Annotated in this window: 8 protein-coding genes and 2 pseudogenes; 4 read left to right on the top strand and 6 right to left on the bottom strand. The window is 67.0% G+C overall.

Annotation, left to right across the window (positions count from 1 at the left end):
* Positions 1-13 precede the first annotated feature (13 nt).
* Entirely contained in the window at positions 14-1249 is a 1236-nt protein-coding gene (locus KYC_RS26965; protein ID WP_050814957.1) for a CaiB/BaiF CoA transferase family protein, read from the top strand.
* Between the two features lie 43 nt (positions 1250-1292).
* A complete protein-coding gene (locus KYC_RS26960; protein WP_008168512.1) occupies positions 1293-2258 on the top strand; it encodes a Bug family tripartite tricarboxylate transporter substrate binding protein in 966 nt (321 codons plus the stop codon).
* Positions 2259-2340: 82 nt separating this feature from the next.
* Here the strand turns inward: KYC_RS26960 and KYC_RS26955 are convergent, their stop codons facing one another.
* The 3 genes from KYC_RS26955 to KYC_RS26945 form a co-directional block, all read right to left on the bottom strand.
* Complete coding sequence (locus tag KYC_RS26955; RefSeq protein ID WP_008168510.1) at positions 2341-3864, bottom strand: argininosuccinate lyase; 1524 nt, start codon at positions 3862-3864, stop codon at positions 2341-2343.
* Positions 3865-4005: 141 nt separating this feature from the next.
* Positions 4006-6648 carry an autotransporter family protein gene (locus KYC_RS28500; protein WP_008168507.1) on the bottom strand — a complete coding sequence of 881 codons (2643 nt, stop codon included), beginning with the start codon at positions 6646-6648 and terminating at the stop codon, positions 4006-4008.
* Between the two features lie 244 nt (positions 6649-6892).
* Positions 6893-8965, bottom strand: coding sequence for a sensor histidine kinase (locus KYC_RS26945; RefSeq protein WP_008168506.1), 2073 nt, complete (start codon positions 8963-8965; stop codon positions 6893-6895).
* Positions 8966-9042: 77 nt separating this feature from the next.
* On the opposite strand from KYC_RS26945, the pseudogene KYC_RS26940 reads away from it, so the two are divergent.
* A pseudogene (locus KYC_RS26940) lies at positions 9043-9741 on the top strand (response regulator transcription factor).
* 16 nt (positions 9742-9757) lie between these two features.
* On the opposite strand, the gene KYC_RS26935 reads toward KYC_RS26940, so the two are convergent.
* Complete coding sequence (locus KYC_RS26935; protein ID WP_100148386.1) at positions 9758-10834, bottom strand: sensor histidine kinase; 1077 nt, start codon at positions 10832-10834, stop codon at positions 9758-9760.
* Positions 10835-10956: 122 nt separating this feature from the next.
* Between KYC_RS26935 and KYC_RS26930 the strand changes: the two genes are divergently transcribed.
* Positions 10957-11637 (top strand): LytR/AlgR family response regulator transcription factor, encoded by a 681-nt coding sequence (locus KYC_RS26930; RefSeq protein WP_008168504.1) that lies wholly within the window; start codon positions 10957-10959, stop codon positions 11635-11637.
* A gap of 27 nt (positions 11638-11664) precedes the next feature.
* On the opposite strand, the gene KYC_RS26925 is transcribed toward KYC_RS26930, so the two are convergent.
* Complete coding sequence (locus tag KYC_RS26925; protein WP_008168503.1) at positions 11665-15291, bottom strand: autotransporter outer membrane beta-barrel domain-containing protein; 3627 nt, start codon at positions 15289-15291, stop codon at positions 11665-11667.
* A pseudogene (locus KYC_RS29775) lies at positions 15288-15806 on the bottom strand (hypothetical protein); the annotation flags it as partial. The gene KYC_RS26925 and the pseudogene KYC_RS29775, both read right to left, overlap by 4 nt.

Genomic DNA, 15806 nt, shown 5'->3' with positions numbered 1-15806 from the left:
ATCGAGGTGGGCGATGTCTGATTCATCGGAACAAGCTGCACCCGCCCCCGCCCGGGGCGCGCTGGAGGGCTTGCGCGTCATCGACCTGTCCCGCGTGCTGGCGGGTCCGCTGTGCTCGCAGATGCTGGCGGACCAGGGCGCGGACGTCATCAAAGTCGAGCCGCCGGGCGGCGATGAAACGCGCACGCTGGGTCCGCCGGTCAATGAGGACGGCGACGCCGCCTACTTCATGGCCGTCAACCGCGGCAAGCGCGCCATCGGCCTGGACCTGTCGCGGCCCGCCGGCCGCGACGTCCTGCTTACCCTGCTGGAACAGGCCGACATCCTGATCGAAAACTTCATCCCCGGCACGATGGCCAAATGGGGGCTGGACTACCAGGCGGACCTGCAGCCCCGCTTTCCCCAGCTGATCCATTGCTCCATCTCGGGCTTCGGCGACGACGGCCCGCTGGGCGGACTGCCCGGCTACGACGCCATCCTGCAGGCCATGTGCGGCCTGATGAGCGTGAACGGCGACCCCGCCAGCGGCCCCACCCGTATCGGCATCCCCATCGTCGACCACCTGACCGGCTACACCGCACAGTCCGGCATCCTGCTGGCGCTGTATCACCGCGCGCGCACCGGCCGGGGCCAGCACGTGGAAGTCACGCTGTTCGACACCGCGCTGAGCCTGCTGGTGCCGCACGCGGCCAACTGGATGCACACGCAGCGCGAACCCGGGCTGCTGGGCAGCGCGCACCCCAACATCGCGCCCTACGACCGCTATGCCTGCCGCGACGGCGACATCTTCCTAGGCGTCGTGAACGACCGGCAATTTCGCCGCTTCTGCGATTACGCGGGCCTGGCGGCGCTGCCGGACGACACCCGCTTTTCCAGCAACCGCGCGCGGCTGGAGCATCGCGCCGCGCTGCGGGCGGCCATCGAGGAAGCGCTGGCGTCGCGCCCCCGCGCGGCGGTATGCGACGACCTGATGCGGCTCGGGGTGCCCGCCGGGCCGGTCAACAGCGTGCCGGAAGCCTTTGCGCAGGCGCACACCGCGCATCGCGGCATGCAGATCGACCGCGATGGCTATCACGGTATCGGGCCGGCGGTCCGGCTGTCCCAGGCGCCCCCGCGCGTGGACCGCCTGCCTCCTGCCTATGCGCAGCACACCGACGAGGTCCTCCGGGAGGCCGGCCTCGGCGAATCACAGATCGCGGCACTCAAGGATCAGGGCATCCTGCCGCGCTGGCCTCCTCCCAAGCCGTAGCAGCAAGCCACGCAGCCCCCTATAAAAAATCGAGGAGACCACCATGAAGACACTACGCCTCATCGCCGCGCTGGCGGCGCCGCTGCTGTTCGCGCAGCCCGCCGCGGCCGCCGACAGCTATCCCGCCAAACCCGTCAAGATCATCGTTCCTTACCAGGCCGGCCAGGGCACCGACGTCGCCGCGCGCTACCTTGCCGAATACCTGGCCCGCGACCTGGGCCAGCCCTTCATCGTCGAGAACCGGCCCGGGGCGGGCGGCAACATCGGCGCGTCCGAAGCCGCCCGCGCCGCGCCGGACGGCTACACGCTGCTGATGGGCACCAACGGCACGCATGTACTGAACCAGTACATGTATGCGTCCACCAACTTCGACCCCGAGAAAGACTTCACGCCGGTCATGCTGGTCAGCTCATTTCCCATGGTGCTGTTGACCACCCCGGCCTCGCCCTACGCCAGCCTGGCCGACCTGCGCAACGCGGCGAAAGCCAAGCCCGACAGCGTGAACGTGGGCATGCCCAGCACGACCGCACGCCTGGTCTACGAACTGCTCAAGCAGCAGGGCGTAAGCAGCATCCGGGGCATCCCCTACAAAGGATCGGCCACCGCGACGACGGACCTGCTGGGCGGCCAGGTGCAAGTGGGCATCGACACGGTCAGCGCCGCGCGCTCATTCATCACCAGCGGCAAGCTGCGCCCGCTGGCCGTGACCTCGCTGAAAGAATCGGCTCTGCTGCCCGGCGTGCAGTCGGTGGCGGCGCAGGGGCTGGACGGCTTCCAGGTGATCGCCTGGAACGGGCTGTACGCGCCCAAGGGCACGCCGCCCGCGGCGGTGAAGCGGTTGAACGGCGACCTGGCGAAGATCCTGGCGCGCCCCGAAGTGCGCCAGAAGCTGCTGGACCTGGGCCATGAGCCGGGCGGCGGCACTCCCGAGGAACTGGCGTCGTTCGCCCGCAGCGAACGCCAGAAGTGGAAGCCGCTGATCGAGCAGGCGGGGCTGAAGGCGGAATAGCGTCCGGCCCCGGGACCCGCCGCGCCAGCGGCGCGACGGGCCGGGCCTGGCCGGGCCTGGCCTGGCCGGGCCCGAAGGCGGTCTACTTGCTGCTTTCCTTCGGCGCGCTGGCCGCCAGCGCGTCGAACTTCTTGTCCAGCTCGGCCAGCGAATCGCGGATGTGGGCGCGGCGCTCCTTGATCCACTTGTCTTGCGAGGCAAGCTGCGCGCGCGCCTCCTTGATCATGCGGTCCATTTCCTTGGGCTGCGGACCGCCACTAGTGGCGCGGTTCTTCACGATGGCCACCGGATCCAGCGTCGAACGGAACTCCGCCTCGCTCATCGGCAGCTCGGTCCCGTACTTGGAGTCCTTCATCGCGTCGGCATAGATGCGCCGCGCCTGGTCATACGGGAAGTCCAGCGGCTTGATATTGTTGGACTTGGCGTACGACACGACTTCAGATGCAAAGTGGTGCCCCGCGCGGAACGGCAGCTTGTACTTGTGCATCAGCACGTCGGCCAGCTCCTGCGACGCCGTCCAGTCGCTGTTCAGTTCTTCCAGCGCGCGTTCGGGGCTGATGACCATGGCTTTGAGCACGCGGTCCCAGCGCTTGAGCGCCGAGATGCCGCTGTCGACCATCGCCGAATTCTGCTTCACGTCCTTGGGGTCGCTCATGCCCGGCGTGATGTTGTGCGTCTGCACGATGGGGCCCATGGCCAGCGTCACAGCCGTGGAGGCGTCGCTGCGCGTATCGTTCAGCAGGCCCGGATTGCGCTTCTGCGGCATGGCGCTGGACACGTAGGTGTTGCCGCCGCCCTCCTCCAGCAGGATCCATGGGCGCGACTGCGCGTACTGGGTCATAACGTCTTCGACGAAGTTGCCGGTGCGCAGCGCGATGCTGGTCACGATGGACGCGACTTCCACCGGCTGGTCCATCGACGAGATCTGCGAGGCGTCGTAGGCGTTGTCCACCAGCGCCTCGAATCCCAGGTACTGCGCCATGCGCTTACGGTCCAGCGGCCAGCTGGTGCCGTTCAGCACCGTGGTGCCCATGGGCGAGCGGTCGATGCGGACATAGGCTTCGCGGATGCGCTGGGCGTCGCGCGCCAGGCCCGCCGCCTGGCCCAGCAGATAGTGGCCGTAGCTATTGGGCTGGGCGGCCACGCCGTTCGTGTAGTTGGGCACGATGGTCCCGGCATGCTTGGCCGCCAGTTCCACCAGCGTGGTGGACGTGGCGTTCAGCTGGTCGGCTAGCTCCAGCAGCTTGTCGCGCAGGATGGCGCTGCGGTAGGTGGCGTGCATGTCCTGACTGGACCGGCCCGCGTGCAGCAGGGTGATGTCCTCGCCGGCGGCCTTGATCAGCAGGGGCTCGAAGGTGATGACGCTGGCCGGCCGCTTGGCGCCCGGCTGGTTGCCGTCGCTGATCACCTTGGCCACGCCGGCCGCCAGCCGGGGCGCCATGGACTTGTCCAGCAGGCCTTCGTCGGTGTTGATGACCGCCGTCGCCTTGTTGATCTCCCCAAGCCAGAAGAAGGGATCGCGGGGCGGGGATTGCTGCGCGGCCGCGGCGTTCGCGGCCAGCGACAGGACCAGGGCTGCGCCCAGGGTGGGAAGAAACTGTCTCATGGCGTTCTCGTTATAGGGGGGCCGGACAGTGTAGCCACGCGCCGGGCGCCGGACCATCCTGTATTTCACGGATGGCCGCGCAATAAAAAAAGGCTGGCCCCACAGAGGACCAGCCTTCTTCCCGCGCCCGGGAGCAAACGCTTAGAAGCGCCAGCTCACGTTCACGGTGCCGGTGTTCTGGCGGTTGCCGTCGCCAAACTGGCCGGAGTAAGCCAGGCCCAGGGTGGCGTTCTTGCTCATCGCCAGGTCCACGCCCAGTTCCATGACCGCCGCGTCGCGCGCCAGCGGGTTGCCGGCCACGGTGAAGGGCTGGCTGCCGTCGAACGACATCGTGGCTTCGGGATTCACGTCGCCGTAGGCGTGGCGCCATCCCAGCATGCCGCGCAGGCGGCCTGCCGTTTCCTTCACGTCGAAGGTGGTCTGCGCGCGCAGGCCCAGCGTGGTCGTGCCCACGTTGTTGGTGCTGCGCTTTCCGCTGAGCGCCGCATCGCCGCCCGACTCCGAGAAGCCGCGGGTGCGCAGGTCGCTGAAGTCGGCGCCGAAGAACGGTTCGAGCGTCACGCGGTCGGTCAGCGGGAATGCGTAGCCCACGTCGGTGAAGACCTGGCCGGTGCTGGCGCTGTAGTCGGCCTTGAGCTCCTGGCGCTCGCCGGCGGCGTTGATGTTGCGCTTGCTGTCGATGTCGTGCCAGGTGTAGGCCAGGCCAGCGGTGAAGTTGATCTTGCCCGAACCGGCCTCGAACGACTTGCCGCCGTAGAGAATCGCGCTGTAGCTGTTGACGTCCGACTTGGCGGAACGGTCATCGACCTTGATGCGGCTGTCGGTATAGCCGAACGCGCCGCCCAGGCGCCAGCCGGCGCCCACGCCATGATCGCCGCCGATGAACACGCCCGTGTCGGTTTCGCGGGACTTGGCGACGTTGCCGTTGCCGTCCATGGTGCGCCAGTTGCCGAAGACCTGCGCCCACATCGGCTGCGCGGCCGAGCGCGGCAGCATGGAAGCATCGCCGCGGCCCACTTGCGCCGTGGGCGGACCCGGGATGAAGCCGGCGTTCATGTTGGCGCGCAGTTGTGCGGTGGGCAGGCTGGCCACGTTATTGCTGACGTTCTGCATCGCGCTCACGTTGCTGCCGAACGATTCGCCGGACAGGTCGGCGAACACGCCGGCCGGGGCGCCGTTAGGCAGATTCATGACGCGCGTGTACAGCGGGCTGGTCTTGGGCAGGCTTTGCACCGCGTTCGCCGCCGAACGCTGGTTGCGGGTCACGGCCAGGTCGGCGAATTCGATCGGACGGGTTTCGCCGCCTTCGTCGCCGGGCTTGGTTTCCGGCTCGACCGGCACCTGCTTCATGTCGACCGTCAGCACGACGTCATTGCCCTGCTGGTTCAGCGTGGGCTGCAGGTAAGCCAGGTTGGTGGACACGCCGTCGAAGCGGCCATTCAGATTGCCGGCGGACAGGATGGTGTAGCTGGTCGAGGGCGCATAAGTGCCGCCCGAACCGACATGCACCACGGAACCCGCCAGATTGGCCGTGCCCGTGACGTTCACGCGGTCGCTTTCGCCTTCAGGCGTGGCGTCGACGCGATAGGTCGAACCCGGCTTGAACGTCAGGTCGCCATTGACCGTCAAGGTGCCGATCTGCGACGCGGTGGGGATCATCGCCATCGTCGCACCGGGCGCCAGCGTGGCGCTCGCCATCATGATGTGGCTCGACGACGGCACGGTGCCCGGCGACAGCGTCGCACCCGATTCCAGCGTGGTCATACCCACATTGCCATTGCCAGCCAGGGTGCCGTTCACCGTCAACAGACCGTTCACCTTCGTTCCAGAAAGCGTCAGCGTCTTGTCCGCCGCAACGTTCACGGCGCCGACCGTGATGGTGCCTTGGGGGGTGAAGTCGGTGTTGACGTTCAGCGTGCCTGCGCCGCCGGAACTTGCCATAAGCCGTCTGGGCTGATTGTCTTCGCCAATGATGGCGCCGTAAATATTGCCGCCATCAAGGTTCAGCGTAGATGTGCCAAGACGAACGTCGCCCAGGATGGTGCCGGTGTTCGTGATGACCATCGGCGCACCAGCGCCTTCGACGTCCAGCGCAAGGCCGCTGGACATCAAAACCGTGCCCAGCGAGTTAATGGTGCCATTGTTGACGATGCCGCCATTCACAACGGCGCCGCCGCTCACCACGACGCTGCCGCTGATGCTGCCGTTGTTTTCAATGCGGCCTTCAACGGTGCTGCCGTCCGTGATTTCCACGGCCACGCCGTTCGATGAGAAGTAGGGAAAACTGGTGTCGGTGTTGATACTGCCGTTATTGACGATGCTTCCGAGGATCCTGCTGTTGCCCGTAATCGACACGCTGGAATTGGTTGGAGCGATCGCTTGCGCTGCAAAGCCCAAGATGATGTGCTTGCCGCGGATTTCGCCTTCGTTGACGATGCTGCCGCTGACAGTGCTGTCGACAATTCCCACACCGTGCGTCACCGCGCCAAGCTCATTGCGTATCGAGCCGTTCAGAATCGACCCCGAGTCCATCGAGATGGCCAGCGCGTTGTGGTACCCGCCAAGCAATGTTGCGCGGTTGATGACGTTCCCGAAGCGAACGGCGCCGTTTTCGAGTCGGATGTACGGGTAATTTGAAGATGCCGAGTTCTCGATGTGGCCAGACGTCACGCCGCCATCCTGCCAATTGTCGGGAGGGATCGCCAGGGCGTACGGCGTGGCCAGCGGAGAAAAACTCAGGCTGAGTACAACAGCAAGCGGGGTAAGCGAGAAGCGGCGAGACATTTTGTAGCGACCATGTAAATTTCGTTTCGGAAATATACCGATCATTGCACCGCCAAATCTGAGCAAATCTGAGCGATTTGTAAAATCAAGCCAAGTCGACCGACAAATCGGCAATAAAGACAGAAATTCGGCGACTTTTACCGAACATTAGACGCAGAAGCGATATTGCCCACAAGAAACAAATAGATGCGTTCGCGCAACAATTGCCCGCTGTCGACACGCAAATCCTTACCCCCTGCCGCCGTCAGACCGGGCGGCGCTGCGGCAGGCTCAGGCTGAAGCACACAGGATCGTTCCCGCCGGCAGACGTCAGCGACACCGCCCCGCCCAGCCGCTGGGCGATCGAACTGACCAGATACAGGCCCAAACCCGCCCCCGGATGCCGCAGCGCATTCTGCCCCCGATAGTATTTCTGGAACAGCCGCTCCTGATCGGCCGGCGGGATGGCGCTGCCCGGATTGGACACGGCAATGTGCAGCAGCTCGCCTTCCTCGCGCACTGCCACGCGCACCGCCCCGCCCTCGGCGCAATGCCGGTCGGCATTGGCCAGCAGGTTGCGCAACGCGATGCGCAGCATGCCCGCATCGCAGTCCAGGACGTGCCTGCCCGGATCCGCAGGCTCGTAGGCGCACTGGATCCGGCCCGGCGGATACTCGCTGGCCAGGTCCGCCAGCAGCGCGGGCAGTTCGCACTGGGTCATGCGCAGTGCGGCCCGCGGCTCGCGCATGCGGTCGTCGGTCAGGTATTCGTCCACCAGCGCAAGCAGCCGCATCGCCGCGTCGCGGATGTTGGCGCAGCGCGCCAGGCTTTTCTCCACGGGAGCCGTCAGATTGCGGCCCAATTGCTGAGCCGACGTGGTGATGATGGCCAGTGGCGTGCGGAACTCGTGCGACACCATGGCCACGAATTCGCGCTGCTCCACGAACATCCGGCGCTCCTTGTCGAGCGACGTGCGCAGCTCGCCCTCGAGTGCCACCCGGCGCTCGATCTCGCCTTGCATCTCGGCCGTGCGCAGCGCGACCTCGCGTTCCAGCCAGTGGCTGTGCTGCCGCGCCAGATCCGCCGCCAGATTGGCCTGCTGCAGTTCGCGGATGCGCCGCTGGCGCTCGTAGCGCCCGACAATGAACAGGCTCAGCAGCAGCATGTGCAGCATCGTGCCCAGCGTGGAGACATATTCCGTGAAGGCGTTGACCGGCAGCACGCCCAGGTTGCGCAGGAACGCAATCAGCACGCTCAGGTAAAACACGCCGAAGGCCAGCGCGAAAAAGCGCGCGGGACGCCAGCCCCGCTTTAGCAGGTAAGCCGCCAGCACGGTAAAGCCCACGATCACCAGCAGCGCCAGGGACTGCACCGGCTGCATGCCCATCCCGTAGCGTCCGCTCACGACCAGCAGCGCGCAGCCGATCGCAATGGCCCAGAACACGCCTTCTATCCAGCGCACGGCGCGCGGGTACAGCGCGGCCAGATTCAACTGGCGGAACGCGATCCGCAATGCAATAGGCAGGCTGAAACAGATGCCGACGCCCAGCAGGCGGTCGCTCCATTGCACCGGCAGGCCCGTCAACTGCTGCACCAGGCCCAGCGACAGCACTTCGTTAAAGACGCAATTGCCGATATACGCCAGGAACAGTCCGCTCATCGGCGCCCGCGTAACCAGCCAGAAGACCGCGTGGGCGCAGATCAGCAACAGGTAGAAGCCGAAGTACAGCCCGAACAGCAACCCTTCGCGCCGCGACTGGTTGTCGAACGCCAAGCGCTGCCAGACCTCCAGGCGCGTCGCCATCGCATTCTTGCTCTGCAGGCGCACCAAGATGACGTACGACCCCGCCTGCGCCGGATTGAACTGGATCACGGGACTGCGGTAATCCACCGGCCAGTCCCTGCGCGCCACGTCCTCGCCGCTGCGGCCCAGCAAAGTCCAGGCGGGCGCATTGCCGGCCTCATTGCCCGCGCTCCTGCTCACATACACACGCACATCGTCCAGCAGCGAATTGCTCAGGCGCAGCATCCAGCCGCCCTGCGGAACCTCGTCCACCTGCACCGGCAGCCGCAGCCAGACCGTGGCGGGCGTGAAGCCCGCGCTCAGGTTCGAAGGCAGCGCCGTCCAGCCGCCGGCCATCGCCGCGCCGGCCGCGTCCAGCGAACCGTCCGGATCGTACAGGCGCTCCAGATGCCCGCCGGCGTCCTCGATGCGATCCCGGCCGTCAAGGCGCAACGGCTCGGCGCGCGCCTGTCCTGCAACCGCCAATACGCCTGCAAGCACACACGCCAGCAGCGCCAGCCACACGCCCGCCGTGGGGTAATATTTCCGTTTCATCCGTCGCATCAAGCCGCATTTCCCGTGCAACCCGGCAGATTACACCAGCCCCCCCGGCGGCATCGCACAGGCGTTCCATGCCTGAAGTGATCCTCCTCGAAGACGAACCCGTGCTGCGCCAGGAACTAGGCGAGTTCCTCGAAGAACTGGGCTACGCGCCCCTGTGCGTATCCAGCCTGCAAGAGTTCGACCAGCGCTTCGAACCCGGCCGCCACCGCCTTGCCGTCATCGACATCGGCCTGCCCGACGGTTGCGGCCTGGACCTGATCCAGCGCCTGCGCCAGCAAGGCGAGAAGGCAGGCATCGTCGTATTCAGCGCGCGCCAGACCGGCGCCGACCGGATACAGGGCCTGAGCATGGGCGCCGACCACTATCTAGGCAAGGGCTGCGACCTGGACGAACTGGCCGCCACGCTGGCCGCCCTGGTGCGGCGCCTGGACCTGCCGCAACCCGGCGCCAGCCCCGCGCAGCCAAGCTAGCTGCTCGACATGGGCCCGCGCCGCCTGCACATCCCCGGCGCGCAAGCCATGCCGCTGTCGCAGCAGGACTTGACCGTCCTGCATTGCCTCATGAGCCAGCCCGGCGAAAACATCAGCCGCCGGCAGATCATCGAGGCCCTGGGCGCGGATTACCTGGACTACGACCAGCGCCGCCTGGACACGCAAATGCGCCGCCTGCGCCGCCGCGTCGAAGACCTGAGCGGGCAGACGCTGCCGGTGAAGACGTTGCGCAGCAGCGGGTATTGTTTTTACGAACCGGCGCGGGTCCAGGGCTGACGGGCGCGCCTCTGCATTACAACGGCGCAGGCTCCCCCCGCAGCCGGATCTCGGCGACCGTAAGGTCGCCGCGTTGATCCAGCGAAAACTCGTACCGATCCGGGTATCGCAACGCCAGGCGACGGCAGAGGTTGCCTAGCCCGCCGCCGCTTTCAACCAGGTCGAAGGGCGCCTGCAGTATGCCGGGATTGGTCACTTCGATGACCAGCGCTTCGCCCTGCAAGCGCGTGCGGATGTGGATCACGAAGCGCTCGTGCTCGCCGCGCATGCCGTGCTTGATCGCGTTTTCGGCCAGCCCCTGCAACGTCATGTGGGGGATCTGCATTTTCAATGTGGCCGGGTCTATCTGGCAGCGGCAATCCAGCTTTTTGTCGAAGCGCAGCGCCTGGATGCGTATGTACGCCTGAGCCGCCTCGATGTCTTCTTCGAGTCTGCACAGCCCTCGTCCGCGCCGGTCCAGCGAATACCGCAGGTACTCGGCCAGGCGGCGCGTCATTTCCTCCGCGACGGCAGGGCGGTCCCCGATTTCCGCAACGATGGTGTTGAGCGCATTAAAGAGAAAATGCGGCTCCACCTGCAATTGCAGATGCTCCAGCTCCAGCCTCAGCGACCGGGTCTCGGCCTTCATTTTGTGCAGGCGCTCCGTGCGCGCCGCCAGTTCCGCCGACACGCCAAAGTAGATCAGCGTCCAGATGGACAGGATGCCCATGTAGTAGATGAAGCCCAGCCAATACTGATTGCCGGGTATCTCGCGAATGCCTGACAGGAACAGATGGTTGATGGCGTAGGCGATCGAGGCCAGCAGCGCGGAAGCGGCCACGCAAAGCAACACCGAGCCGGCAAGGACAATGACCGGCTCGCGCTGTCCGGACGGCAGGCGTCCGTGCGCCATGGCCGCGACGCTAGTCAGGATGAACGCCAGCGGTTCCAGCGCCAAAGTCAGCCAGAACGCCGCGACGGCGTTGCCGAAGACCGCCAGCCGGATGAAGTAGCCCACGAATGCCAGGAAGATCCAGCCGACCACCTGGGCGCGCCAAAAGCCCGGCGCGGATTCCCCTTGGCTCAGTTCCCCCCCGATCGAAGTCGAAATCATGGATACGCCATCCGAAACGGCCATGCCCCGGCGTCCGGCTTCCCGGACACGGCATATGGCCTTATATTTACCCGCGGACTGGACCGAAAGAATACACTCGCCCTCCTTCTTCCAAGAGACCCATGCTGCGCGTGCTGATCATCGACGACGAAGCGCCTGCGCGGCGCTACCTGCGCCGCCTGCTCGAGGCCGCCCCCGCCGTCCAGGTCGAGGGCGAAGCGTCTTCGGTGGACCAGGCGCGCAGGCTGATCCGAGACCACAACCCCGACGCGATTTTCCTCGACATAGAACTGGCTTGCGGCACGGGATTCGATCTGCTTGAAGGCCAGGATAGCGCGGCGTCCGTCGTGTTCGTCACCGCGCACGACGGTTATGCGGCGCGCGCGTTTGATGTCGAGGCCGTGGACTACCTGCTCAAGCCAGTGTCCCCAGACCGGCTCGCCCAGACGCTCGCGCGGCTGCGGCCCAACACGAACGGCTATCTGTCCATGCGGACCCGGACGGGCACGCGCCTCATCAAAGTCCAGGAGCTGACCATCGTGCAGGCGCAGGGCGACTATGTGCGCCTGTGCAGCGCCGCCTACGCGAACGAGTTGATGCACATCACGCTCAAGCGTCTGGCGGCGCAGCTGCCCTTTCCGCCTTTCTGCGCCCTGTCCCGTTCCGTCATCATCAATCTTGAGCATATTTCCCATCTTGAGCAGCGGCCTGGCGCGCAGACCGAAGTTAGCTTCAACAACGGCGTCGATCCCATCCTGCTGGGCCGTGTGGCGTCGCTGCGCCTGCGGCGCGCATTGCCGTAACGCCGGTCCGCCATCGCCCTTTCGGTTTCAGAACGGCACGGACACCTTCAGCGTGGCGCTGTTGCTGCTCACGTGCTGCGAGAACTGACCTTCATACTGCAGGCGGAAGTCGATGCCCCCCGCCTTCATGACCTGCAAGCCCGCGCCGATCTTGCCGACGACGTCGTCGATGGGAATCGACGTATCAAACGATCCGGAGCCGCCCGGCGCGCCCCGCAGTCGCGCGCTAGAGGTCCAGTCGTCCTGCGACAGGAAGGTTGCGCCCGCATACATGAACGGGCGCAGCATCGCCCCGCCGCCCAGCTCGGACCGCCCCCCGATCTCGACCATGGGCGACAGGCCCATGATGAACTGGTCGCTGCCGTCCACCGATAGCGCCAGGGGGTTTTCTCCCGATTCGCGGTAGCCAGGCATGCGGCTGTAGCTGAAGTCCAGGTCCACATAGGGCTTGACGTACATGCTGCCGTGCGTGAACGTGCGGGCGGCGCGCAGGCGCGCATTGAAACCGTACACGTCCGGCCGGCTGGACAGGCTGTCCTGGTAGCCCGCGATGTCGATGGAACGGTCCATGCTGTAGCCGCCGTAGCCGCCGCCCAGGGCCGCGGAAAACACCCACGGCCCGGCTTCACGCTTGAGCACCACGCCGGCATAGCCGCTGTCGCCATTGCCGCTGACGCCGCCATCGCGCGCCCGCACCCGGCTGTTCTCGTAGGCAAAGGAGCCGCCCACGAACCAGCCCGGACTGACCTCGCGCTGGCCGCCGAACTGATACGTGACGGTGTCGTAGTTAAAGCCCGACGTGCCGCGGCTGGCGTCCTGGTTCGTGGCGCGCCCGCTGACCTGGCCCCAAACGCAGTTCTGCTCGCCGGTCATCGCGTCCGTGCCGGTGAAGGCCGGGCAGGACATCATGGCGCTGGTGAACTGCCCCAGGTTCGCCGCCGATTGCACGGCCGGCGCCAGCGTCACGCCGGGCGAAAGGCTGCCCACACTGTCGCGATAGGCCCCGGCGCCCTGGCGCGAGGCCAGATCAAGCTGCGCGAACAGCGGCGCCAGCGCCGAGTTTCCGCCCGCGTCCCAAATGCGCTGCAGGTTGTTCGCGACCTGGGTCTGGTTCTGTTTCAGGCTCATGGACGCGGCGTTGAAATCCGCCGACTCGACGCGCACGCGTGTATCGGGACCCGCCTGGCGCGTCTCGTAGTTGAACACCGGACTGTCCACCGCCGTGAGCGTCCCTTGTGAACTGCCCTGCGCCGTCAGCACGACAAGCTCGCGATTGGGAAGCAGCGCCTGGGGCAGCACGTCCATGCCGCCGGCCAGATAGGCGTCGCCCTGCACGACCATGCGCGATGAACGCAACGCATCGAAATCCACGTTGGCGCGCAGCACGCCGCTGGCGGATTGGGTCAGGCTGCCGCTGACCGTCAGGGTCTGGAACTGGCCGGGCTTGCCGATCACGATCAGTCCGTCGTTGCGGACGTTGGCGTTGTAGGCAACCGCATCCGCAGCCTCGGCGCCGACATGGTTGTTCAGGGTGCAGGCGTTGCCATCGTCGGCCGTGCTGCAAAGGACACTGCCTGACAACGCGCCGAAGTTCTCGATGGTCAACACGTTCCCCGCCGACGTGGAGCCCTGTCCGTTGTATCGGACAGCCACGCCCGACGACGCGCCGAGCGAGCCCCCGGCGTTCACGATCAACTGGTTGTCCTTGCCCGATGCGATCCAGACACCGCTGCCCGAACCGGATCCTCCCTGAACCTTCCCGTTGATTTCGATTGCCACCGGCCCTTGGTAATAGCTGCCGCTGTCGCTTTGCGCGAATATGCCCGCCGACCCCGCGCCCGTGGCCTGCAATTCGCCCCATTGCTTGACCTGTACGATGCTGCTGGTTCCCCCCGGCCCGATAGACCCCGCGAATCCGCCTTGCGCGCCGCCGGCAAGCCCGCCCCCTCCGCCGATGGATTGCGCAACGATGCCGTGCGCATTGTCGCCTCGGGTCGTCAGGCTGCCGTTGAAGGCGATATTGACCATGCCGCCGCCACCGCCGTCGGAGTTGGCCGCGATCGACTGCCTGGCGAAACCCTGGGGATTGAACTGGATGGCCTGAGACACGTCGCCCAGAATGCCGCCGCCTCCGCCTATGGACTGGGCCGCAATGCCATGCGCGCCGGCGCCGGCTGTCGTGATGTTGCCAGACAGGTCCAGCGAGACCGTCCAGCCCGATGGCCCGAAGCTTTCGGTCCGCTGGCTGCCCAGCGCGATCACGCCTGCGCCATTCGCACTGCCCGATGTCGCGATGCCGCCGCCCCCGCCTATGGACTGGACAACAACGCCGATCGCCCGGTCGCCATAGGTATTCAGATCCAGGCCGGTGGACACATTGATAATGCCGCCATCGCCGCTTCCCGTGGTGTTGCCCGCGGTCATGTCGAACTGCTGGCTGCCAGGCCGGGCAGCCGACCCGGTGCTGCCCGCCATGGCGATGCCGCCGCCGCCGCCGATCGACTGCACGACCAGGCCATAGGCGCTGTCGCCCTTCGTCTGGATGTTGGCCCAGCTGCCGCTGCCGATGGTCACCGAACCGCCATTCCCGTTCGTGCCGCCCAGCAGCATCTGGCCGCGGGCCTGAGGCGAACCGGACCCCGCCATGCCCCCGCCGCCTCCAATCGACTGCAGCACGATGCCCGACGCGCCGTAGCCTGCGGTGTTGAATCCGTTGCCGCCGTTGTCGTCCAGCCACGCCGTAATGGCGCCGCCCGACCCGCCATTGCCGCCTCGGCCTCCCACAGCCAGCGTGACGTTGGACGTCGAGACGCTGGAGGACACCGTCGACGCGCCGCCCGCGCCCCCGCCGCCGCCGATGGATTGCAGCACTACGGCATCGGCGTAGTCGCCATACGTTTGCGTGGCCCCGCCCAGGGCGGCCGGAGCGGCTGCGCTGCCAATGGCCCCGCCAGCCCCGCCGGCCCCGCCGCTGCCGCCCACATAGACGTCGAACTTGTACGTCGTGCCGCCATCGTCCACCGCCGCAAGCACGGACGTTGCGCCGCTATCGCCCCCCACCGATCCCCCCAGGCCGCCAGAGCCGCCGATGCTCTGCGCGAGCAGGCCGTCGGCATCGGCGCCGTAGGTGGTGATCCTGCCGCCGCTGTTCAGGCTGAGCGCGCCGCCGTTGCCGCCTCCGCCGCCGCCACGGCCGACCTGGACCGAGCCCTCGACGTCCGTGCTGCTGTCTTCCTCGGACGCCTGCAACTGCAGGCCCACCTGCCCGCCCTGCGAGGCGCCGCCTCCGCCGCCGATGGACTGCACCAGCGCGGCACGGGCGCCGTCGCCCTGCGTAGTGACCGAGCTCGTGGGGTCGATGGCCAGGCTGGCGATGCCGCCGTCGCCGCCCGAGCTGCCTGCGCCGCCCAGCGCGATGGAGAGCGACACGTTGGCGTCGGTGTTGACGCTGCGGCCCGTGGCCGAGCCGACGCCGCCCGCCCCGCCGCCGCCGCCGACGCTCTGCACCAGGATGGCGTTGGCGGAATCGCCCGATGTGGCGATGCTGCTGCCCTGCATGACGAGCGATGCGGCACCGCCCGTATTGCCGGCGCCGCCGCTGCCTCCCAGCGCGGACTGAAGGGATCCGCCGATCGCTTCGCCGGTGCCGATCACCGTTGACGTGGCCGAACCGCTGCCGCCCAGGCCGCCGCCCCGCCGATCGACTGCACGATCACGCCCTGCGCGTTCGCGCCTTGCGTCTTGATGGCGGCGTTGCCGAGCGTAGCCGTGGCCGTGGATCCCGCGCCGCCGTTGCCGCCCGAGCCCCCCATGGCGAAGCTGACCGCCACGCCGAAAGAGGATTCCCCGTCGGGAACCGAGATAGTCATGGCCTGGGCCACGGACGCGCCGCCGGCGCCGCCGCCACCGCCGATGGATTGCACGACCACGCCATGCGCGTCGCTCGAGCCCGTCGCCACGCTGGCGTTGGACACGTTGGCGGCTGCCGCGCCGCCCGAACCGCCGCCGCCCCCCGTGCCTCCGACCGCGACAGCCATGGAGAAACCCGGGCCCGCATCGTAGGCCGACGCCGCGCCGCCCGTGCCTCCGCCGCCGCCGATGGACTGCGACACGATGCCATAGGCATGGTCGCCGCTGGTCTGTAGCGAAAAGCCTTCCAGGCTGGCCAC

The organism is Achromobacter arsenitoxydans SY8 (assembly GCF_000236785.1).
Lineage (GTDB): Bacteria > Pseudomonadota > Gammaproteobacteria > Burkholderiales > Burkholderiaceae_B > Achromobacter > Achromobacter arsenitoxydans.
Note: the sequence above shows the minus strand (reverse complement) of the source record. Positions and strands in the feature narration are given on the sequence as shown.